The 20,284-nt window shown below is 67.0% G+C and carries 19 protein-coding genes, 1 tRNA gene and 1 pseudogene; 8 read left to right on the top strand and 13 right to left on the bottom strand.

The genetic code is table 11. The features are described 5' to 3' along the window. The 4 genes from VGE49_RS12660 to gor form a co-directional block, all read right to left on the bottom strand. Positions 1 to 136, bottom strand: a 136-nt coding sequence (locus VGE49_RS12660) for an NAD(P)-binding domain-containing protein (protein WP_331034901.1), incomplete at its 3' end; no start/stop codon positions are given. An 83-nt stretch (positions 137 to 219) separates the two neighbouring features. Further along, entirely contained in the window at positions 220 to 975 is a 756-nt protein-coding gene (locus VGE49_RS12655; RefSeq protein WP_331034899.1) for a class I SAM-dependent methyltransferase, read from the bottom strand. 30 nt (positions 976 to 1,005) lie between these two features. Beyond that, positions 1,006 to 1,749: a class I SAM-dependent methyltransferase gene (locus VGE49_RS12650; RefSeq protein ID WP_331034898.1), complete on the bottom strand. Its 744-nt coding sequence runs from the start codon at positions 1,747 to 1,749 to the stop codon at positions 1,006 to 1,008. A 78-nt stretch (positions 1,750 to 1,827) separates the two neighbouring features. Beyond that, positions 1,828 to 3,225, bottom strand: a complete 1,398-nt coding sequence (gor, locus tag VGE49_RS12645; RefSeq protein ID WP_331034897.1) for a glutathione-disulfide reductase — start codon at positions 3,223 to 3,225, stop codon at positions 1,828 to 1,830. 177 nt (positions 3,226 to 3,402) lie between these two features. Here gor and VGE49_RS12640 point away from each other — a divergent pair, with 177 nt between their 5' ends. After that, positions 3,403 to 4,365 carry a hypothetical protein gene (locus VGE49_RS12640; protein WP_331034896.1) on the top strand — a complete coding sequence of 321 codons (963 nt, stop codon included), beginning with the start codon at positions 3,403 to 3,405 and terminating at the stop codon, positions 4,363 to 4,365. A gap of 47 nt (positions 4,366 to 4,412) precedes the next feature. Here the strand turns inward: VGE49_RS12640 and rpiA are convergent, their stop codons facing one another. Further along, the gene (rpiA, locus tag VGE49_RS12635; RefSeq protein ID WP_331034895.1) at positions 4,413 to 5,096 is read right to left on the bottom strand and encodes a ribose-5-phosphate isomerase RpiA; all 684 of its coding nucleotides are present in this window, start codon (positions 5,094 to 5,096) and stop codon (positions 4,413 to 4,415) included. After that, complete coding sequence (gene glmU, locus VGE49_RS12630) at positions 5,093 to 6,460, bottom strand: bifunctional UDP-N-acetylglucosamine diphosphorylase/glucosamine-1-phosphate N-acetyltransferase GlmU (protein ID WP_331034894.1); 1,368 nt, start codon at positions 6,458 to 6,460, stop codon at positions 5,093 to 5,095. The genes rpiA and glmU overlap by 4 nt, the downstream gene beginning before the upstream one ends. Before the next feature lie 73 nt (positions 6,461 to 6,533). On the opposite strand from glmU, the gene VGE49_RS12625 reads away from it, so the two are divergent. The 3 genes from VGE49_RS12625 (at position 6,534) to VGE49_RS12615 (ending at position 8,807) form a co-directional block, all read left to right on the top strand. Beyond that, a complete protein-coding gene (locus VGE49_RS12625; RefSeq protein WP_331034893.1) occupies positions 6,534 to 7,223 on the top strand; it encodes an HAD-IA family hydrolase in 690 nt (229 codons plus the stop codon). A 134-nt stretch (positions 7,224 to 7,357) separates the two neighbouring features. Next, positions 7,358 to 8,647 carry a dicarboxylate/amino acid:cation symporter gene (locus VGE49_RS12620; protein ID WP_331034892.1) on the top strand — a complete coding sequence of 430 codons (1,290 nt, stop codon included), beginning with the start codon at positions 7,358 to 7,360 and terminating at the stop codon, positions 8,645 to 8,647. Positions 8,648 to 8,732: 85 nt separating this feature from the next. Then, positions 8,733 to 8,807 (top strand) — tRNA-Val (locus VGE49_RS12615). A gap of 274 nt (positions 8,808 to 9,081) precedes the next feature. Here VGE49_RS12615 and VGE49_RS12610 read toward each other — a convergent pair. Both VGE49_RS12610 and VGE49_RS12605 read right to left on the bottom strand, forming a co-directional pair. Beyond that, the gene (locus VGE49_RS12610) at positions 9,082 to 9,462 is read right to left on the bottom strand and encodes a hypothetical protein (protein ID WP_331034891.1); all 381 of its coding nucleotides are present in this window, start codon (positions 9,460 to 9,462) and stop codon (positions 9,082 to 9,084) included. Beyond that, positions 9,459 to 9,644, bottom strand: coding sequence for a hypothetical protein (locus tag VGE49_RS12605; protein ID WP_331034890.1), 186 nt, complete (start codon positions 9,642 to 9,644; stop codon positions 9,459 to 9,461). The genes VGE49_RS12610 and VGE49_RS12605 overlap by 4 nt, the downstream gene beginning before the upstream one ends. A 727-nt stretch (positions 9,645 to 10,371) precedes the next feature. On the opposite strand from VGE49_RS12605, the gene VGE49_RS12600 reads away from it, so the two are divergent. After that, positions 10,372 to 12,588: a TonB-dependent hemoglobin/transferrin/lactoferrin family receptor gene (locus tag VGE49_RS12600; protein ID WP_331034889.1), complete on the top strand. Its 2,217-nt coding sequence runs from the start codon at positions 10,372 to 10,374 to the stop codon at positions 12,586 to 12,588. Between the two features lie 43 nt (positions 12,589 to 12,631). Next, entirely contained in the window at positions 12,632 to 13,615 is a 984-nt protein-coding gene (locus tag VGE49_RS12595; protein ID WP_331034888.1) for a DUF6607 family protein, read from the top strand. Between the two features lie 446 nt (positions 13,616 to 14,061). On the opposite strand, the gene VGE49_RS12590 is transcribed toward VGE49_RS12595, so the two are convergent. From VGE49_RS12590 to VGE49_RS12575, 4 genes are all read right to left on the bottom strand, one after another. Further along, complete coding sequence (locus tag VGE49_RS12590; RefSeq protein WP_473964844.1) at positions 14,062 to 14,391, bottom strand: putative quinol monooxygenase; 330 nt, start codon at positions 14,389 to 14,391, stop codon at positions 14,062 to 14,064. Between the two features lie 13 nt (positions 14,392 to 14,404). Further along, positions 14,405 to 14,947, bottom strand: coding sequence for a DsbA family protein (locus tag VGE49_RS12585; protein WP_331034887.1), 543 nt, complete (start codon positions 14,945 to 14,947; stop codon positions 14,405 to 14,407). Then, a complete protein-coding gene (locus VGE49_RS12580; RefSeq protein WP_331034886.1) occupies positions 14,940 to 15,398 on the bottom strand; it encodes a redoxin domain-containing protein in 459 nt (152 codons plus the stop codon). Before VGE49_RS12580 ends, VGE49_RS12585 begins: the two co-directional genes overlap by 8 nt. A gap of 249 nt (positions 15,399 to 15,647) precedes the next feature. After that, positions 15,648 to 15,941, bottom strand: a complete 294-nt coding sequence (locus VGE49_RS12575; RefSeq protein WP_331034885.1) for a helix-turn-helix domain-containing protein — start codon at positions 15,939 to 15,941, stop codon at positions 15,648 to 15,650. Between the two features lie 693 nt (positions 15,942 to 16,634). Between VGE49_RS12575 and VGE49_RS12570 the strand changes: the two genes are divergently transcribed. Beyond that, on the top strand, positions 16,635 to 17,621 hold the full coding sequence (locus VGE49_RS12570) for a winged helix-turn-helix transcriptional regulator (protein ID WP_331034884.1): 987 nt from the start codon (positions 16,635 to 16,637) through the stop codon (positions 17,619 to 17,621). A gap of 20 nt (positions 17,622 to 17,641) precedes the next feature. On the opposite strand, the gene VGE49_RS12565 is transcribed toward VGE49_RS12570, so the two are convergent. Then, positions 17,642 to 19,843: a TonB-dependent receptor gene (locus VGE49_RS12565; RefSeq protein ID WP_331034883.1), complete on the bottom strand. Its 2,202-nt coding sequence runs from the start codon at positions 19,841 to 19,843 to the stop codon at positions 17,642 to 17,644. A gap of 231 nt (positions 19,844 to 20,074) precedes the next feature. Between VGE49_RS12565 and VGE49_RS12560 the strand changes: the two are divergent. Next, positions 20,075 to 20,284 (top strand): annotated as a pseudogene (locus VGE49_RS12560) (DUF1295 domain-containing protein); the annotation flags it as partial.

The following is a 20,284-nucleotide window of genomic DNA, read 5'->3' as shown; positions in this document are numbered from 1 at the left end:
GGCACCCGGCCTCGGCGGCGCGTTCCAGCGCGGCGGGCGACAGGTCGAAGGCGGCGACGTCATGCCCGGCCTTGGCCTGATTGGCGGCCATGCCGCCGCCCATGTTGCCGAGACCGATGAAGGCGATGCGAGTCATCTGAGGCGTTTCCCTTATGGATTTTGGGGCAGGGTTAGCCCCTCCCCGCCCGCTTCGCCAGTCACCTGTTCGACAGTTTCGGCTCAGGCCGGCTTTCTGAACCGCAGCATGAACTGGCTGGTCTTGCCGCGAATGGACGGGTCGAAGACATTGGCCGTGCGCGGGTCGTCGGCGCGCGCCAGAAGGTCGCTGGAGCCGTCCAGCACGAAGCCCGCCGCCTCGACCTCGCGCTTGACCTGATCCACCTCGATGCGGTGCAGGCTGTCGGGCGCCTCCGGCCCCGCGCCGGTCGCCGCGTCATGGTCGATGATGACATAGAGACCGCCGGGCTTCAGCGCCCGATACGCCGCCGCATTGACCTTGGCCGCCGTGTCCGTGGCAAAGGGCTTCAGGTGCAGGTCGTGATAGTTCTGGGCGGTGAAGACCAGGTCCAGCCCCTCCGGCCATTCCGGCGCGCCGATGGGCGAGCTGATGGCGTCGACATTGTCGAGCGCGGCGGCGGCGGCCAGGGCCTCGCCATAGCTGGCCTGGAAACCGATGAACTCGGCCGGTTGCCAGGCGGTGACGTGCCCCTCCGGTCCCACGGCGGCCGAGAACAGGCGGGTGAAATAGCCGCCGCCGATGATCATGTCAGCGATCTTTTGCCCCGGCTTGACCTCGGCGAAGGCCAGGGTGTCGGCGGCGTGGCGGACGACATCGCGCGCCCGATCCTCGGTGGTGCGGACCGGGCTGGCCAGGGCGGCTTCATAGGCGGCGGGCGCCGTCTGGGCCGAGGCGACGCTCAGGGGCGCGGCCGCCGCCAGAGAGGCGGCGACGACGAAGGCGAGGAAGGGACGCATGGCTACTCCTCCTGTGTGTTTTCAGCCGGTTCAGCGCGGCTTTCTGAAGCGATAGACGAACTGGTCGGTCTTGCCGCGAATGGCCTCGTCGAAGACGTTCAGGCTGTGGTCGTCGGCGGGGTTGGCGACGGCGGCGGTTTCACCGTCGAAGATGAAGCCCGCCGCCTCGACCTCGCGGCGCAGCTGGGCGCCCTCGATGCGGTGCAGGGTCTCGACGACGGTGTTGCCGGCGCCAGGCGCGGCCTGATGGTCGATGACCACGAAAAGGCCGCCGGGCTTCAGCGCCTTGAAGATGTCGGCGTTCATCTTGGTCACGTCCACGCCGAAACGAGGGATGTGGAAGTCGTGGTATTCCTGGCTCATGAAGACCACGTCCAGCGGCTGATCGAAGGTCATGGCGTCCAGGTCGCCGTTGACGCGGCTGACGTTGGGATAGGCGGCGACCAGGGCGTCGGCGCGGGGGTTTTCACGCTCGGCGGTCTTGTTGGGCACGAAGGCGTAGACGTGGCCGCTCTCGCCCACCACCCGCGCGAACAGGCGGGTGAAATAGCCCGCGCCGGGGCGGATGTCGGCGACGCGCTGGCCCGGCTGAAGCTGGGCGAAGGCGAGGATTTCGGCCGGATGGCGCAGGGGATCGCGCGCGACCTCGTCGGCGGGGCGCAGCGGATCGGCGACGGCGCTCTGATAGGCGGCGGGGGCGGCGCTCTGGGCCAGAACCGGCGACCCGGCCAGCGTCAAGGCGGACAGGGCGGCGGCGAGCAGGCAGGACTTCATGGGGCGACCCTCCGAGAAAGCTGGGCCGCATAAGGCGCGCGGATGAGGCGACTGGCAAGCCGCCTCATCCAACAGGGTTCAGCCCGCCATCGACGCCGGCGACTGCTTCTCCTTCAACGTCACCAGTTCCTCGGCCATGGTCGGGTGGACGGCGCAGGTGGCGTCCCACTGGGCCTTGGTCAGGCCCGCCTTCACGGCGATGGCCGCCAGCTGGATCATCTCGGGGCTGTCGGGGCCGACGATGTGGCAGCCGACGACGCGCTGGCTGTCGGCGTCGACCACCAGCTTCATCAGCACCCGCTCATCCGAGCCGGTAAAGGCGTACTTCATCGGGCGGAAGCGAGTGACATAGACATCGACGCCGTTCGGGCAGGCGCGACGCGCGTCATGCTCGGTCAGGCCGACCACGCCGACGGGCGGCTGGCTGAAGACGGCGGTGGCGACGGCTTCGTAGTCGAAGTGCTGCGGGTTGTTCTTGTAGACCGTCTCATGGAAGGCGACCGCCTCACGGATGGCGACCGGGGTCAGGTTCATCCGGTCGGTCACGTCGCCGATGGCCCAGATGTTGTCGGCCGAGGTCTTCGAGAAAGGATCGACGGCGATGGCGCCCTCGTCGTTCAGCTCGACGCCCGCGTTCTCCAGCCCCAGGTCCTTGACGTGGGGGACGCGGCCGGTGGCGAACATGATCACGTCATGCTCCAGCGTCATGCCGTTGCCGAGGTGGCTGACCAGGCCGGTCTCGGTCTTCTCGATCGAGGTGTGCTGGCAGCCCAGGATGACCTTGATCCCGCGCTTCTCGATCTCGCCCGCCAGATGAGCGCGCACGTCGTCGTCAAAGCCGCGCAGGATGTTGGGGCCGCGATAGATCAGGGTCGTCTCGACGCCGAGGCCGGCGAAGATGCCCGCGAACTCGACCGCGATATAGCCGCCGCCCGCGATCAGGATGCGCTTGGGCAGTTCCGGCAGGTGGAAGGCTTCTTCGGAGGTGATGGCGTGCTCGACGCCCGGCAGGTCCTCGGGCTTCCACGGACGACCGCCGGTGGCGATCAGGATCTTCTCGGCGGTGAAGGTCTGGTTCTTGCCCCCGTCCTTGGAGAGAATCTCGACCGTGTGGGCGTCCTTCATCACGGCGCGGCCGTGGACCAGGTCGACGCCCGCCTTGCCCAGGTTGGCGGCGTAGATGCCCGACAGGCGCGCGATCTCGACATCCTTGGCCTGCAGGAAGGTCGGCCAGTCGAACCTGGCGTCAGCGAAGGACCAGCCGTAGCCCTCGGCGATCTCCAGCGCGTGGCTGACCTCGGAAGCCATGACCATGAACTTCTTGGGCACGCAGCCGCGGATGACGCAGGTGCCGCCGACGCGGTATTCCTCGGCCACGGCCACCTTCTTGCCGCCCAGGGCGGTCAGGCGCGCCGCGCGCACCCCGCCGGAGCCGGCGCCGATGACGAAGAGGTCGTAGTCGTAGGCGTCTGGCATCAGGGAACTCCACGCGCCCTACCGGCGCAGCATTTCAGGATACGGACCGACGCCGAGCGCCGCGCACAGGCACGGCAGTTAGGCAGACGCGGCCCTGGACGCAAGCCGACGCGCGTTGACCCTCCCGATGATAAAGCTCAATCTCGCTGAACATCATTCGTTCAACAGGAACACGCCATGATCGCCGCTCTGCTTTCCGCCCTATTGATCAGCACGGCTCCGCAGGCACAGGCCGCCGCCCCCGTTCCATCCGATCAGGCGGACGCCGCCGTTCGGCTTGAAGACGTCGAGGTCACGGGCCGTCGCCTCGACACCATGATCCGCGACTTCATCGACGAGGTCGCGGCGCCGAATTACAATCGCGGGCTGGCGCGTTGGTCAGGGTCCGTGTGCGTTGGGGCGGCCAATCTGTCGAACGACGCCGCCCAGTATCTGGTGGACCGCGTGTCCACCGTCGCCGAAGATCTTGGCCTGCAACCCGGCGCGCCGGGTTGCACCCCCAACATTCTGATCGTTGCAACTGAGGATCCTCAGGCCCTGTCGCAGGACCTGATCGACAAGAGCCCGCGCGCCTTCCGCGCAGGTGGAGCCGGCATGGATCGCGGCGGGGCTGAACTGCGGCGCTTTGCGCAGTCGGACCTGCCGGTGCGCTGGTGGCAGGTCAGCATGCCGGTCGATTCCGAGACGGGCATGCGCGCGACCCGACTGCCGAGTGAAGGGTTTGACGCTGGCGACGACCTCGGCCGGCCATCACAAATCAGGAATTATGCGCCGAATATCAACATCTTCTCTGCATCGCGCCTGACCACCCAGATCCACGACAATCTGTTCCGCACGGTGATCGTGGTCGACGTGACCAAGACGGACCGCGTCTCCATCAACCAACTGGCCGACTACATCGCCATGGTGTCCTTCGCCCAGATCGATCCCACGGCGGACACCAGCCGCTACGCGTCGATCCTCAATCTGTTCTCCGACCCGCAGGCGGCGTCGTCGGGCCTCACCGATTGGGACAAGGCCTATCTCAACGGGCTGTATGACGCCCAGCGCACCCAGAAGAACCTGCGCGCGGGCCGCACCGAAATCGCCGCTTCGATCCATCGCGCCCATGACCGCCTGACCTCGGATGCCGAGGACTGACCGGCAGGCTCATCGACGGCTTCGGTCGTCGATGATCTGGACCTGGATCAGGGCTGAATAGTTTCGGACCCCGCGTCCGTGCCGATGATGGCCAGGTCGGTCAGGTCGAGGAACAGGCCGTGTTCGACCACGCCGGTCAGGCTCTTGAGGTCGGCGGCCAGGCGGGCGGGGTCGGCGATGATCTTGCAGGCGGCGTCGTAGATCAGGTTGCCGCCGTCGGTGCGGACCAGGCCGCGCTCGGCCTGACGGACCCGGGCGGGCGAGGCGATGTCGTGGTCGGCCAGGACGTCGGCGATGCGGTTGGCGGTCGTCTTGTGGCCGAAGGCGACGACCTCGATCGGCAGGGGGAAGGTCCCCAGCACCGGAACCACCTTGGCCGCGTCGGCGATGCAGATGCAGCGTTCAGAGGCCTCCCACACCAGCTTCTCGCGCAGCAGGGCCGCGCCGCCGCCCTTGATCAGCGCCAGGCCGGGGCCGATCTCGTCGGCGCCGTCGACGGTCAGGTCGATGCGCGGCGTGTCCTCCAGCGTCGACAGGGTCAGGCCCAGTTCGCGCGCCAGATCGGCGGTGCGCTCGGACGTCGGGACGCAGCGCAGGTCCGGCAGGTTGCGCGCCGCCAGGGCCTTGACGAACCAGGCGGCGGTGGAGCCGGTGCCCAGCCCGACGACCATGCCGGCCTCGACATAGGCAGCGGCGGCTTCGCCGGCGTTCTTCTTCTGCAGGTCGCTCATTGGGATTTCGCCGCCTTCTTTGCGTGCATGGTGGCCATGAAGCGGGCGGCCCAGCCCGGCTTCGTCGTCTGTTCGGCGCGGCCCAGGGCCAGATCGCCGGGCGCCACATCTTTCGTCACCACCGAGCCGGAGCCGACCATGGCGCCCGCGCCGATGGTCACGGGCGCGACCAGCGAGGAGTTGGAGCCGACGAAGGCCCCCTCGCCCACCGTGGTGCGGTGTTTGAAGAAGCCGTCGTAGTTACAGAAGATCGTGCCGGCGCCGATGTTGGCCTTGGCGCCCACATGGCCGTCGCCGAGATAGGCCAGGTGGTTGGCCTTGGCGCCCGCGTCCATGCGGACGTTCTTGACCTCGACGAAGTTGCCGATCTTGACCCCCTCGCCCAGGTCCGCGCCGGGGCGTAGACGGGCGTAGGGGCCGACCTCGGCGCCGGTCGCGACCTTGGCCCCCTCGATGTGGCTGAAGCTGCGGATGCGCGCGCCCTCGGCCACCATCGCGCCGGGCCCGAAGACGACGAAGGGCTCGATGGTCGTGCCGGCGCCGACCTGCGTGTCCCAGGCGAAGTGGACGGTGTCGGGGGCGCTCATGGTCACGCCCGCCGCCAGGAAATGCTCGCGCCGGGCCTGCTGGAACAGGGCCTCGGCCTGGGCCAGTTCGGCCTGGGCGTTGACGCCCATGACCGAGTCCTCGGACGCGAAGACCGCGCGGGTCGGGGCGCCGCGCTTGCGGGCCAGCTCGACCACGTCGGTCAGGTAGTACTCGCCCTTGGCGTTGTCGTTCCGAACCTCGGCCAGCAGGTCGAACAGCAGGCCCACGGGGGCGGCCATGACGCCGGAGTTGCAGGCGGTGACGGCCAGAACCTCGGCCGAAGCCTCCTTGGCCTCGGTGATGGCCAGAAGCTCGTCGCCCTCGAGGATCAGACGGCCGTAGGCGCCCGGATCGCGGGCCTCAAAGCCGATGACGGTGACGCCTTCATGCACGCCTTGGTGGGCATCAGCGAAGACCGGCTCGATGTCGGCGGCCTTCAGCAGGGGCACGTCGCCATAGGTCACGACCACATGGCCGATGAAGTCGCCCAGCACGGCCTCGGCGGCGCGGACGGCGTGGCCGGTGCCCAGCGGCGGATCCTGGACGGCGATGGAGTCTTCGCCCAGTCGCTTTTCAACGTGGGCGCGGACTTCCGGCGAGTGGCTGCCGACCACCACGACGATGCGTTCGCAGCCGAGGGCCTCGGCGGCGTCGATGGCGTGATCCAGCATGGCGCGCTGGCCGACGGGATGCAGCACCTTGGGCAGCGGCGACTTCATCCGCGTGCCCTGGCCTGCGGCAAGGATGATGGCGGCGCGAGGGTGGGGTGCGGTCATGAATCGATCCGGCGGCTTGTCGTCCTGCGCGATCTAGCCCATTGCCGGGGTCTGCGCGAGCCGGGAGACAAGAGTGACCATCGAACGCGACCTGGAAGGCTGGACCATCGCCTTCGACCTGGACGGGACCCTGGTGGACTCGGCGCCCGACCTGATCGGCACGCTGAACCGGATGCTGGCCCAGTACGAGCTGCCGCCCGTGCCCATGTCCTCGGCCCGGCATCTGGTCGGGCATGGGGCGATGGCCCTGCTGCGCCACGGTTTCATGGAGGCGGGCGCCGCCTGGGACGAGGCCCACGCGCCGGGCCTGTTCGAGCGGTTCATCGAGGACTACCTGGCCCACATCGCCGACGAGAGCCGCCCGTTCGACGGCGTGGTCCCGGCGCTGGAGCGGCTGGCCGCGCGCGGCGCCGTCCTGTGCGTCGCCACCAACAAGCGCACGGATCTGTCGGTCGCCCTGATCGAGGCGCTGGACCTGACCCGGCACTTCGCCTTCATCGCCGGGCCGGACGCGGTCTCGGCCCGCAAGCCCAGCGGCGCCCATATCCATGAGGCGGTGCAGAAGGCCGGCGGCGATCCCGTCCGCTGCGTCATGGTCGGCGACAGCACCACGGACACCAAGGCGGCCAAGGACGCGGGCGTGGCCTGTATCGTCGTCGGCTTCGGCTACAACGACGTGCCGCGCGAGGAACTGGGCGGGGACGTGGTGATCGACCACTACGACGGATTCGAGGCGGCGCTGGCCGAGGTGATGGCGGGCTGAATCCCTTCTCCCCTTGTGGGAGAAGGGAAACTAAAGACGACCTCAGAACTTCTAACCCTCAATCGCTCCCGTTGCGGTTGCCGTCATCGCGCCCGCCAAACACATAGGACGACCGTTCCTCCCCAAGGGTCGTCATGCTTCGTCGCTTCTTCGCCATCCCCCTCTGGCAGCGCACCGCCGCCGGTTTCGCCCTGGGCATTCTCGCCGGCCTGATCCTGCGCGAGCAGGCGACCGTCTGGCTGCAGCCGATCGGCGACGTCTATCTGAACCTGATCCGCATGGTGGTGGCGCCCCTGGTGCTGTTCACCATCGCCAGTTCCATCGCCAAGCTGGGCGAAGGCGTGGGCGCGGTGCGGCTGGGGGTGCGGACCCTGATCTGGTTCGCCGTCACCTCCCTGTTGGCGGTGCTGGTCGGCTTCGCCTTCGGCCACCTGATCAATCCGGGCGTCGGCCTGTCCAACCTGCCGCTGGGCGAGGTGAAGGAACGGATCATCCCGACGCCGCTGGAGGTGCTGCTGAGCATCGTGCCGAAGAACCCCTTCGCCTCTCTGGCCGAGGGCAAGGTGCTGCAGATCATCTTCTTCTCGGCCCTGGTCGGCGCGGCGCTGGTGGCGCTGGGCGACCGGGCGCAGACCGCGCGGCGTCTGGTGGACGAAGGCGCGGCTTTGGTCTTTCGCATCACCCGCTGGGTGATCCAGCTGACGCCCTTCGGGGTGTTCGGCCTGATCGGCTCGGTCGTCGGCGGCTATGGCTGGGAGGCGCTGCTGCCGCTGGGCAAGTTCATCTTCGCCATCTATGCGGCCTGCCTGTTCCACATCCTGATCGTCTATTCGGGCCTGCTGAAGCTGCACGGGCTGAAGATCCGCAGCTTCTTCCGCGGGGCCTTCGCCGCCCAGCAGACGGCCTTCGCCACATCGTCCTCGCTGGGCACCCTGCCGATCACCCTGCGTCAGACGGTCGAGCGTCTGGGGGTCCCCCAGGCCTATGCCGCCTTCGCCGTGCCGTTGGGGGCCAATGTGAAGATGGACGGCTGCGGCGCCATCTATCCGGCCATCGCCTCGATCTTCATCGCCCAGTATTTCCAGATCGACCTGACGCTGACGCAATACGTCCTGATCGGCCTGACGGCGGTGCTGGGCTCGCTGGGCACGGCGGGGGTGCCCGGCACCTCCATCGTCATGCTGACCCTGACCCTGTCGACCGCGGGCCTGCCGCTGGAAGGCATCGGCTACATCGTCGCTATCGACCGGATCATCGACATGATGCGCACGGCCACCAACGTCACAGGCCAGATGCTGGTCCCCGTCCTGGTCGCCAGGGAGGAAGGCCTCCTGAACGAAGACATCTATAACGGTCACGTCGCCTGGCTGCCCGGCGATCCCGAGGCGGAAACGCCCGAAGGGGTCCGCGCGGCCGGTATTTGATCAAAGAGGCTTGCCGTCGTCGGAATCGCGGGCTACATCGCGCCTCCCGACGGCCCAAGCCTTTTTGATTTGGCCGTTCTGCGCTGGACGCGTAGCTCAGCGGGAGAGCACCTCGTTCACACCGAGGGGGTCACAGGTTCAATCCCTGTCGCGTCCACCATTCTTTTCAAGCACTTAGCGTCCAAACCCTCGGCTCACTCCCGAGAAAACTCCCGGCTATCCGAGCGCCTTGCGCGCTGCTGACTGGTGGTCGGGCCTGTGGTGGCCGTAGTGCTTCTCCAGCGTCGCCGCCGTCATGCCGACGTAGCCCGCCGCCTCCCAGACATCGACGCCGCGCTCCATGAGCCAGGTCGGGCAGGTGTGCCGCAGCCAGTGCGGCGTGGCGGTCAGCCCAGCATCAGCCGCACATCCAGCGAAACCCGTCCGAACAGAGCCTACGGCAGCGCCGCCGTGATGCAGGACGATGTCGTATCCCCTCCGCTTGTCGCAAACGCTGCTCTTCGTTGCCTCTGAGCTTGTCGCCGGCGCTCGATGATATTGGCCTGGAACAGCCAGTCGCTGTGAGCCTGAAATCGCGCCTGCCCTTCAGGCGTCATCAGCCACTGGGAACGCATGCCGCGCTGTGCCTGAAAGCGGATCATCCCCTTGCAGTCGCCGTTGGTGCAGAGCGGCAGGTGATCGAGCATGGGGTAGTCGGTCCCCTTCTCCAGCACGATGCGCTGGAGGTCCACCTCTCCGAAGTCCTTGCACCACTGGCATGATCGGGTGACGCGGACGCCGCCCTCGATCAGAGAGCTGACGGTGGTGAGGGTCATTGCAGTTGGACGCCTCGACGCCGCTCTAGTCCTGCCTGCATCCTTGCAATCGAGCCGGGCGCCAGAGACTCGATTTCGCGCAGGATGGCCCCTGCCCCAGCCTGTCCGTCGGCGCTGGTCAGGTCGAGGCCGACGAGCCGCATCATCAGGTCCGCCAGATAGGTGTCGTTGGCGGAGGTCATCGCGCAGGCCTCCCGACATGGGTCAAGCCCGCCAGAAGCCCGGCGATCAGGTCGACGGTCTTAGTAGAGATCTCTGGTTCAGTTCGGGCTTCTAGCTCCCGGTCCAGTTCGACCAGGTCGCGGGCAAACGCTTCGTCTGGGCCGCAGGGTTGCGTGTCCATGTCATCCTCCGAGGTTGCCGACCCGGGGCGGACTCCTACACCAGAACGAAAACAGAACAAGCGTCACTTCACTCCCGAGAAACTCCCGAGAAACCCCCTCAAACGCCGTGAACGAAACCCGAAAGTTGGCGACGTCAAACCCAGCAATAACGGGGGTTACGCGGCGAACGCACCTCGTTCACACCGAGGGGGTCACAGGTTCAATCCCTGTCGCGTCCACCATTCTTTTCAGCGAAATCAAGACCGCCTTCAGCGCCGCCCCAGGCGTGCGTCGGTTCGACTGAACCGGGCCGGGCGCGAGTGCGTCAGCCAGGCGCCCCGGACCGCGGTCCGCCCCGGAGCCAAGCAGGTAGGTTCGGAACGGACCGCCAACCCCGAGTAGCCCCCAAGGTCGGATCGGCGGTAACGCGAGTCGGCGAACATTGCACGCCCGTCAATCCAACACCTCTGCCCACGCGGGGACGCGGCCCCCTGGCCGGAGCCCTTGATCGTTTCGGCATTCTTGCGGTTGATTCTGATAATCGTTCGCAGTAATTGCGCAGCCCTCTCCAACCGGGGCTGTAACCATGCGCTCGTTTCTGATGTTCTCCGCCGGGCTGACCGCCCTTTCGGCCGCCGCCTTCCCCGCTCGGGCCGAAGAGGTCGTGGACCTGCAAAAGGCCGTGCCGGTCGCACCGGTCACGGTCGTCGGCACCCGCACCCCGCGCCGCGCCGACGACGTGCCCGCCAGCGTCAGCGTCATCACCGCCGAAACCATCGAGAACAACCTCGTCACCGACATCAAGGACCTGATCCGCTTCGAGCCGGGCGTCAGCGTTCCGACCAGCCCCGCCCGCTTCTCGGCCGCCCTGTCCGGCGCGGGCCGCGACGGCAATTCCGGCTTCACCATTCGCGGCATGGGCGGCAACCGGGTCCTGATCATCCAGGACGGCGTGCGCGTGCCCGATGGCTTCGCCTTCGGCGCCCAGAGCGTGGGTCGCGGCGGCTATAACGACCTGGATCTGGTCAAGTCGGTCGAGATCCTGCGCGGCCCCGCCTCGGCCCTCTATGGCTCGGACGGCATCGCCGGCGCGGTCAGCTTCACCTCCAAGGACCCGGCCGACTTCATCAATAGCGGCGAGAACTTCGGCGGCCGCGCCCGGATCGGCTACAACTCGGCCGATGACGGCTGGACCGAGGGTCTGGCTCTGGCGGGCCGCGCCGGCGCCCTGTCCGGCCTGCTGGCCTACACCCGTCGCGACGCCCATGAGACCGAGAACATGGCCGAGGTCGGCGGCACGGGCTCGACCCGCACCCAGCCCAACCCGCAGGAATTCGCCTCCAACGCCATCCTGGGCAAGCTGGTCTGGGACGCCAACGACAACCACGCGGTCCGCCTGACCTATGACCACTTCGACCAGGAGATGGATGGCGAGGCGCTGAGCAGCTACTCGGCCACCGTCATCGGTCTGGCCGCGCACGACGAGACGCAGCGTGATCGGGTCAGCCTGGACTGGCGTTTCAACGACGTCTTCGGCCTGGATGACGGCTCGGTCGCCGCCTACTGGCAGGACGCCACGACACGCCAGTTCACCTATGAGGACCGCACCCCCGCGGTCGACCGCACCCGCGACGTGACCTTCGACAACATGGTCTGGGGTCTGGCGGCGCAGGGGTCGAAGACCTTCGGCGGCGAGGCGGTCCAGCACCGCGTCACCATTGGCGGCGACTGGTCGCACACGACGCAGGAAGGCCTCCGCGACGGCACCGTGCCGCCGATGGGCGAGCCCTTCCCCGCCCGCCCCTTTCCCAAGACGGAATATGAACTGGCGGGCCTGTTCATCCAGGACGAGATCGAACTGCTGGGCGGGCGCCTCAGCATCATCCCGGCGCTGCGCTACGACTGGTACGAACTGACGCCCAAGGCCGACGCCCTGTTCCCGGCCCCGTCGGCCGGTCAGAGCGACAGCCATCTGTCGCCCAAGATCGGCGCCATCTACTGGGTCGACGACCACTTCAGCGTCTTCGCCAACTACGCCCAGGGCTTCAAGGCGCCCTCGCCGATGCAGGTGAACAACTTCTTCGCCAACCCGGTGTTCGGTTATGAGTCCATCCCCAACCCGGACCTGACGCCGGAAACCAGCGAGAGCATCGAAGGCGGCTTGCGTTTCCGTAACCTCGACATGTTCGGCGGCGGCCTGTCGCTGTCGACCACGGCCTTCCACACCGACTACGACGACTTCATCAACCAGGTAGTGGTGCGCGGCACGGGCGTGCCGGGCGTCGATCCGCTGATCTACCAGTACGTCAACCTGACCGAAGTGAAGATCTGGGGTCTGGAAGCGCGCGGCGACATCCATTGGGACAACGGCGTCTCGGCCATCATCGCCGCCTCCTTCGCCGACGGCGATCAGGAGACGGACGGCGCCAAGGGCAAGCTGACCAGCATCGACCCGATCAAGCTCGTCGGCGGCCTGAGCTACGCCGCCCCGTCGGGCGCCTGGGGCGGGTCGGCCACCGTCACCTGGTCGGGCAAGAAGGACCGCGCGGGCTGCGGCGGCGGTAACTGCTGGCAGGGCGAGGCGTTCGCCATCCTCGACCTGACCGCCTTCTGGAACGTGACCGAGAAGGCCACCCTGCGGGCCGGGATCTTCAACGCCCTGGACGAGACCTACGCCTGGTGGAGCGACGTGCGCGGCCTGTCGCGCGGGGGCACGGTTGCGGCCCCGACCGACCCGGCCGCCCTGCCCGCCTTCACCCAGCCGGGTCGCAACTTCGGCGTCTCGCTGAACCTCCGCTACTGACCCCCGACCCCAGATGAAAACGACACCACTCAAGGGAAGCTCAATGCGCGCCATCCTCATCGCCGCCGCCCTGCTGGCCGGCGCCGCCCCCGCCGCGACCGCACTGGCCCAAACGGCGCCGCCGGTCACGGCCCCCGCCAGCCAATTCGAACGGGACCGCCAGTCGATCCTGGCTCAAGCCGGCCAGTATCGCGTCCACTTCGACATGCGCGAGAACGTCAGCTTCAGCGCCGACTACGACCCGATGGAAGGCAAGCTGTCGGGCGGCAGCGAGATCGTGCGCGTCGTCTATGACAAGGGCGACCGCATCAGCCTGCAGCACATCCTGGTCATGGAGCACGACGGCAAGGCCATCGTCATCAAGCACTGGCGTCAGGACTGGGTCTATCAGCCGCAATCGGTCCTGACCTACACGGGGCCGAACCAGTGGACGCTGACGCCCGTGTCGGCGGATCAACGCCCGGGCGCCTGGTCGCAGACCGTGTGGCAGACGGACGACTCGCCCCGCTACGGCGGCGTCGGTCGCTGGACCTACGTCAACGGCCTGTCAGCCTGGACCTCGGCCCTGACCTGGCGGCCGCTGGCGCGCCGCGATGCGGTGCTGAACCCCGTCTATGACCGCTATCTGGGCACCAACCGCCACATCCTGACCCCGAACGGCTGGGTCCATATCCAGGACAATATGAAGATGTCCGGCAAGGCCGGCGGCGAGCCCGTCGCCATCGTCCAGGAAGACGTGGTCAACACCTACGACCGCTCGACCAGCTACTCGCCCAAGGCCGGCGACGATTACTGGGCGGCGACGCAGGACTACTGGGCCGCCGTGCGCGACGCCTGGGACGCGGTCGTCGCTCGAGACGGCGGGGTTCATGTCGAGGAAGAGGCGCAAACCGGCGTCGTCACAGGCCCGCCGCTGATGGATCTGGCGGCAAAGATTCAGGCCGGAGAGATCACCACCCAGGCCGCCATTGACCAGGCCCGCGCCACGATCACCGCCGCGACACGACCCATTCGTTCGCTTCAGTAGCTTCCGGACTCAAAGCCGAAATCAGCTTGAAGCCGCCGACGGGGGGAAACTCCACCGCCAGAAACAGCGAAAGCCCGGCGTTGCCCCTCTCGGGGTGCGCGTCGGGCTTTCATTGGGGGCTAGGCTTGACCCGTCGCCGGGCGATGTTCCTAACCTCAATCGTCCGATTTTCATCCGGCGATCACGTCATCAACCCGAGGTGGACACCCAGGGTTCCTCCCAAATCGAAACAAATTTCAGGGCCTCGCATCCGTCCACCGGGATAAGCCCCACTCGATGGCGCAATCAAATAGAAGGTGCTGATTTATCGGTGTTTTTCTTTTGGCAGGCGAACCACACCGTCAGCGATACCGCCGACGGAGCGGGCTTATCAAAACAAAGAGGAATTGGACCCCGACTTTGAGCGATGTCGCTGTCTATTGAAATGGGCGGCCGGCCCGGCCGGCCTACTTCGCAGCGAGAAGCGTCAGCTTGTGGATCTGCGGAGGTTCCGAGAACAGGTCGCCCGCCTTCTCCATCAGGGCTGCGGCCACCTTGCCGTCGAGATGGGCCTGGCGGTCGGCTTCGGTTTCGAAGGTGTCGAAGATGGCGTACTGCCCGGCCCCCTCCTCGATCGCATACCAGGTCAGCGTCCCTGGCTCCTGTTGAACGAGCGGAAGGGCCGATCGCAGGAAGTCGGCGACGTCGCCTTCCTTGCCGGGCTTGGCTTTCAGCGGCACGTAAAGAGCGAGCTTGGTCATCGTTAGCTCCTGGCTTGAAAACGCGGCGCCGGTCACGGGGCCGGTCTCCTCACAACGCGCCCCCAGCCTTTAGGGTCGCTGCGTCGATCGCGGCCGAAAGCGACATCGCATCGTGGGGACCGTTGTGTCTCTGGCCGTTGACGAAGAAGCAGGGCGTGCCGTTCACGCCGCTGCGCGCTCCGCCGATGAGGTCCGCATCCACCCTCGCCGTGTAGACGCCCTGTTCCAGGGCGAGCCGGAGTTCGGCCGCATCGAGCCCCTGCTGTCGGGCCAGCATGAACAGGCCGGCGCCGGACAGGAGGTGACCATTGGCAAAAATCGCCGCGTGCATATCCCAGAATCGCCCGTGCGCGCCGGCGAACTCGGCGGCCTCCGCGGCGGGCTTGGCCATGGGATGCACGGTCCATAGGGGGAAATGCCGATACACATACCCCAGCCCGCGCCCGAAATGACGCAACACCCGCTCGACCTCCGGCCACGCGGCCTGGCAGTGCGGGCATTGGTAGTCGCCATATTCGACAAGCGTCACGGGGGCGTCGGCAGGACCGAAGACATGGTCCTGATCGTTGATGGGGACGCGCAGGTCAGACATCAGCTGTCTCCGGCTTCGGCATCCGTTCGAGCGCATCGAGGATGCCGTCGGCGCCGGGATTGACCGCGATCGGCGACAGATGGCTCCAGACTATATGCCCGGTCTCGTCGAGAACGAACAAGGCGCGCTCGGCGACGCCCTCGCTTTCGCGAAAGGCGCCATACGAACGGGCGATGTCCCCCTTGGGATGGAAGTCGGCGATCAGCGGAAAGTGAAGCTGGTTCGCCTTCGCATAGGCCTGATGACACCAGACGCCATCGACCGAGAGGCCGAGCAGCTCGGCGCCATGCTTCCGGAACTCCGGGAGGACCACATTGTACAGGCTCATCTGGTCGCCGCAGACCGGGCTCCAGTCCGCCGGGTAGAAGGCCAGCACCACCCGTCGCCCCTTGAGGTCGCTCAGAGAGAGGTTCTGGTCGGGCGTGACGGCGCCGGTGAAGTCGGGCGCCATGGCTCCGGGTTTCAGGATCTCACTCATGATGCGCCTCCAGCAGGCTGGGCCTGAACGACCCTGTCACGTCGCCAGTGATCGGCGACTGGTGCATGGTCGCGAGCGGTGGCGCGCTGACGACCGTCAATGTTCGCTCCCAAAGGAAGGGGCGGCGCTCTGCGGGGTTGGGGGCGAAGAGAGCGCCGCCGGCCGCGGCTGATCGCTGTGTCAGGACGGCCATCTGGTGCGCGCACGAGGCAGCGGCGTTCCTCACCGCCGGGTGTCCGAGAGCATCGCTGCGTCGCGGATTTCGACATCACGCGGAGTCTTCAGCGCGATCGATCCGCGGCGGCACAGAACAGTCATCGTGCGGCTCACCGTCTCGACCGCAATGCCAAGATGGTCGGCGATGTCGTAGCGTGTGATCGGCAGCACGATCGTGTTGGCGCCGCCGGACGCCACCCTGCGCGCCATTTCCGCCAGATAGGCCTCGGATCCGCCAAGCAACGTCGAAGACCCTGGCTCGGCTTCGAGAAACCCGGCGTAGTCGCTCTTCTCTTGCATGACGCCCATCCAGTTTGTTCGGTGGGATCAGTTTGGATAGGTGAGGCGGGACCGACATGGACGGCCAACTGGCCGATTGGCGGTCAGCGCCCGCCATTTTCATCCGGCGAGCAGGCTATCAACCCAGCCGCTCTCTCAAAGTTCCTCGCTCCCCGATCCAGGTCGGACGGATCAAGCCTTGCCCCGAATCCAGGCCATGAAGAGGCTGAAGATGACGCCGCCGGAAGCGGAGGGTTGCAGCCGGCGGGCGTGCCGACCCTTGCCACGATAGACCTCGAAACCGCCCCTGCCCTGCCTGCGGCACGGCCATCTCGTTTCAATCTTGATGCCTGATTCCATAGGCCCATTTTGGCCTGTTCGAAAACTGGACACCATCGAGAGCAGATCGCTATTTACGGCAAAGCTTGACCCACGACTACGACAAGCCCCGGCCTCAGGGCCGACGCCGCACTTCCCAGTCCAGCGTCCATCGCCCCCGCCCTGAGACAGGCCCTGCTCACCAGCGTGTTTCGTCAGCTGTATCGCGTGACTTCGCCGAGCCTTATTACCTGTGTTCGCGCCGCAAGAAGGAAGGTTTGACTGTCACCACGTCTGCCGATAGGTCTGCCAACACAAGCAGGCACGGCGCCCGGAATGACGAGGGGCGCTTGCCCGACACCTGCATACCCACCTGCAATCAAGCCAGGCAAGGATTTGACCGAGCCCGACATCCGCTCCTTGATCATGGGCAATCCCGTTGCGCGCGCCTTCGCCATCACGGGCGACGCCTGGACGCAGTTGATCCTGCGCGAAGCCTTTTACGGCGTGCGGCGGTTCGGGGTGTGGCGCGAACGCCTGGGCACGCCCCGCAGCGTGCTGACCGACCGGTTGCAAAAGCTGGTCGCGGCTGGCCTGCTCAGCCAGGAGCAGGTGACGACCGGCACGCGGACGGAATATCGCCTGACCGAGATGGGCCTCGACATGTTCGGCGTCGCCGTGGTGCAGGGCCAATGGGAGAAGGTCTGGGCCCAGTCGCCCCTGCAGGAACGCTACGCCATCGCCTTTTTCGACCGCGAGACGGGTCGTCGGCTGAAGCCCGCCGTTCTTACGCGCGCGCACGGCGTCGAGGTGAAACCCGACAAGGTCGATTGGAAGCCTGGTCCGGGCCTCATCATCATCCCTCCCCCGACCTCGCGCCGACGACGCTCGGCGCCGATCGAGACGGATCGTCCGATCATCGACCGCTCGACCGAGATCATGGGCGACTACTGGAGCTGGGCGGTGCTGTCGGCGGCCTATTTCCGCCTGCGCCGCTTCGACGAGATTCATGCCGCCCTGGGCGTGGCGACCAATATCCTCGCCGACCGACTGAACCGTCTGGTGCTGCAAGGCGTGCTGGAAAAGCGTCCCTATCAGACCGCGCCCGTGCGTTTCGAATACCGGCTGACCGAGGCGGGGCTGGCCCTCTACCCCATCGTGCTGGCCATGCACGGCTGGAGCCAGAGATGGCTGGTCGAACCTGGCGAGGCCCCGTTGACCCTGGTGGACCGGGCCAGCGGCGAGGCCATCACCCCCGTGGTCTGCGATCTGGGCAGCGGCGAGCCGCTGGACCCGCGTCGCATTCGCTGGGAGGTCGAGGCCACGACCGGGACAGTCAGCAAAGAAGAATCGCCCGCCGGCGCGCGGCCGGACGGGCGATAGTTTGAGGACATGGGAGACCGTCAGAAGGTCTTGCTGACCGCCACGCCGAAGGAGCGCGGCGCGCCGAAGACGCTGAAGCCGATGCTGGCGTTCTTGATGATGTGCTGCTGATATTCCTCGTCGCCGAGATTCTTGCCGTAGACCGAGAACTTCAGCCCGCTCGGCGCTTCCCATGAGGCGAAGGCGCTGATCAGGCCATAGGACGGCACCAGCACCTCGGGCGCATTGGACGGGTCGAAGTAGAAGTCGTCCGTCCACTGATAGTCCGCCCGCGCCGACAGCGTGCCGCCGAAAGCGTCCCATTGCCCGTCGGCGTACAGGGTGAACTGGCTTTCCGGCGAGCGAGGCAGACGATTGCCCTTGTACGGCAGGGCCAGGGAACCCGACACGGCGTTGGACGTGTATTCGGCGTCCAGCTGGGTGTAGGAGCCGCCGATGGTGATGTTGTGGTTCACCGCCAGCGCCGTCTCGAACTCGAAGCCGCGCACCTCGGCCTCGGCGTTGGACGTGACCAGGGTCAGACCCAGCAGCTCATAGACCTGCAGATCGGTGTAATCGAGCATGAAGGCCGCTGCGTTGAGGCGCAGCCGCCCGCCCGCCAGCGTCGTCTTGGCGCCGATCTCGTAGTTGTCGAGCAATTCGGACCGCAGCGGCTTGGTCGCCTGGGCGCCGGTCTGGGCGGCGCTGGGGAAGGCGCCGGCCTTATAGCCGCGGTCATAGCTGACGTAGAACCGCATGTTGTCCAGCGGCTCCACCGCCAGCGCCAGCTTCCAGGTCGGCTCCTCGAAGGCAGCGTCGGCCTTGACGTTATAGGGCGAGCCCGTCGGCCCCAGCGGAATGCCGGGAGGGGCGTTGGCGCCGTTCTCGTTGTCCAGGGCGACCTGGTGCACGTCACGCTTGTCGTGCGTCCAGCGCGCGCCGGCGGTCAGCTCCCAGATGTCGGCGAAGGGGATCGTGGCCTGACCGAACACGGCGTAGCTGGAGTTGGTGGCGTCCTGATTGAAGGTCGTGTCGCCGCCCAGCGACGGCGGCGCGATCGGCAGCGCCGTTTGCACCACGAACCGCTCGGACCGCTCCACCTCTTCGCGGAACATGTAGACGCCGGCGACCCAGTCGATCGAAGAGCCGGACTTGGACGTCAGCCGGAACTCCTGGCTGATCTGCCTGGCGGCCTCGCTGGCGCGGTCATCGACCGACAGGGGGAAGCCCGGGAACGGCAGCCCCCCCAGGTTGTCACGCCAGCTGTAGTCGTTATCGCGGTAGGAGGTCAGGGAGATGACGTCGAAATGCTCCGCGCCCGACCACTGGGCGCGTCCGGTCAGGCCCCAATTTTCCCGCTTCTGATAGTTGTCCGCCGAAGAGAAGCTCTGCCGCACGTCGAGACCGGCGCGCAGGGTGTTCACCAGCGTCACGAAGGGTGCGGGCGTGGATGAGGCCAGAACCGGGATGCGGGCGTGGCCCTGCATGTCGTCCTTGGAATAGTCGACGCCGCCCAGGAAGCTCCAGTCGCCGACGTTGTGCAGCACCTGGGCGCGCAGGCCGAGCTGTTCGCCGCCTTCCAGGCTGCGGCCGCTGGGCACGCTTTCGGCATAGCCGTCGTTCTGGTTCCAGCGCAGGGCCAGACGACCGGCGGTGTCCTCGCCCAGCTGGCGGTTCAGGATGGCCTCGACGCCCCGCTCTTCGAAGCTGCCGAGACGGCCGGTGATCTGGGCCGAATTCTCGAAACGCGGCTTCTTCGTATAGACGTTCAGCGCCCCGCCCGAGGCGTTGCGGCCATAGAGGGTGCCCTGCGGTCCGCGCAGGATCTCGACCCGCTCGACATCCAGAAAAGCCAGAGAGCTGGCGCCCGCGCGACCGATGGAGACTTCGTCGATCGACACGCCGATGGAGGGGTCGCTGGCGGCGGAATCGCTGGTGGTGCCGACGCCGCGAATGAAGATCTGCGGCTCGCCGATGTTGAACTGGGTCAGGGTCACGCCGGGCGCCTTGCCCGCCACGTCCTGAATGCCCGTCGCCGCCGTGCGCTCCAGCGTTTCGGCGTTGAAGGCGGTGACGGCGATCGGCACGTCCTGAAGGCTCTGCTCGCGACGCTGCGCCGTGACCACGACGTCGCCCAGGGTCACGGCGCCCTCAGTCGGCGTAGTCTGGGCCATGGCGGGTACGGCCATCCCCGTGGCCAGCAGCAGCGTCGCCACCGACGCGCTGAATGCGGTCTTCCTCATGTTTCGCTCCCTCGACCGCGCCCCGGCTCCGTTGATCGGATGCTCCAGCGGTCGAAACGAAGCTTGCGCTAGCGAACCGTGTTTGCAAGTCTTTTTATGCAAGTCATGAATGGAGCCGATGCTGTGAGACTGGATGGATGGACATTGGCCGCCCTCGCCTGGGTCGCCCTCGTGGGAATCTGGTTTTTCCTCATGCCCGCAAAAACGCGCGGAAAAGCATGGCATTACGTCATGATGGCCGCGCCTTTGACGGCCTTCGCCGCCGCCTTCGCCGCGCCGCCGTCCCTGTTGCGTGAAACATTGTTCATCTGGCTCGCCAGCGGCGGCGGGGTCCTGACCGTGGTCGCCCTGGGCTGGCTGGCGGGGACGGTGAAGCGCAATCACGGACTGATGGACGTGGCCTATCCGCTGGCCCCGGCGGCGGCGGCGGGCGTGGGTTTC

The organism is Brevundimonas sp., from assembly GCF_036405315.1.
GTDB lineage: Bacteria > Pseudomonadota > Alphaproteobacteria > Caulobacterales > Caulobacteraceae > Brevundimonas.
This window is presented reverse-complemented; position numbering and strand designations above follow the sequence as displayed.